Source organism: Thermogutta sp., from assembly GCF_039793925.1.
In the GTDB taxonomy this organism is placed as follows: Bacteria; Planctomycetota; Planctomycetia; order Pirellulales; family Thermoguttaceae; genus Thermogutta.
The window spans coordinates 1-1,288 of record NZ_JBAMME010000117.1; the positions used below are offsets into that span (position 1 = coordinate 1).

At 52.7% G+C, this 1,288-nt stretch carries 1 protein-coding gene; it reads left to right on the forward strand.

The window, feature by feature from the left end; genetic code table 11:
- Positions 1-133 precede the first annotated feature (133 nt).
- Positions 134-1,279 (forward strand): CAP domain-containing protein, encoded by a 1,146-nt coding sequence (locus ABJK56_RS04305; protein ID WP_347243430.1) that lies wholly within the window; start codon positions 134-136, stop codon positions 1,277-1,279.
- Positions 1,280-1,288 lie beyond the last annotated feature (9 nt).

The following is a 1,288-nucleotide window of genomic DNA, read 5'->3' on the forward strand; positions in this document are numbered from 1 at the left end:
TCGTCCTTCGCCCTGGCCTCCCTCCTCCTGAGGTCCCTCGCATCCCTCGCCATCCAATCGGGCCGTGCAGCATGGCGTGGTAAGATAAAGATTGATAAAACGGACTGCGAAAGAAATACTAAGGAGATGATGATTGAGCGTCGAGCTCGATCTAGTCATTTACGGAAAATTATTGATGCTCAGGGCATATGCGTACGATGATAAGAAAATCGGCCAATATATTGTGGGCGAATTTGGAGACCCGCTTGAAATGCCAATTATAGTCGGCCATGGGCTTTACATTGAAGTCAAATACATCGAAGATTACGATACATATCTGGCGGTTAGGGACCTGCTGAGGGGCGCCTGCCTGCGCGCGTTCGGCAGGAGCCCCGTGATATACCCGATCACGACGTCGAACGTTCTCATGGCGTACCTCGAGGGCGTCGATGATGTCGACAAATTCCATCTTTCACTGGAGAAGATGTACGAGAAAAATAAGGAGAAACTGGCCAAGCCCATTCCCAATCCTAGGCCATTAGAGAGGTGGGAGAGGTGGGAGAGCCCGCGCAGCGAATCGCGCGACCATAGTGCACAATGGAGAAGTCACCGGAGGCGTAGAAGAATAGGACGTAAAGAGATCCTGGTGGCGATTTTCATCGCGATACTTTTCGTGATAGTATCAATGGCCATCATGGGCAGTAACTATACGCAGATGCAGACGCCCCCAGCATCGACCGTCGCCAACCAGACGCCATCCACATCTACGTTCACGTCGTCCTTCGCCCCAGCATCTACTGCCGTCAACCAGACGTGGGTCAGCGACTTCATGGCCATCGTCAACCAGTATCGCGCCAATGAAAGCGCCCCGCCTCTGGCTTACTCGGCCTACTTGGCGTCATTTTCCGAGATCAGATTCCACACGATGACCGCCGGCAATAACTACGAGATAAGCCACTATGGATTCGACCAGGACTTCAACTCCTATTTCTCTGGACAATCGATATCGGTGGGTGAGGTTGTGTTCTACCCGAGCGGTGAGACCCCCTCGCAGTTCGTGGGAACGCTCATGGACGATGCCCCCCTGCACTGGAAGTTGTTGATGGATCCGGAGTTCACGCAGTACGGGTATTTCATAGGGGAAGGCAATACCGTCCTCGCCGAAGGCTTCGGGGCAGGATCATCCTCGACAGTAGAAATTCCCGGACCTAACATAAATATAACTCAATTTATTATAGATCAAGGGTACACGCCCGTCGTCCAGAACGCCACGTGGCTCGTGATAGACCTCGCTTCTTAAGCGGGCGTT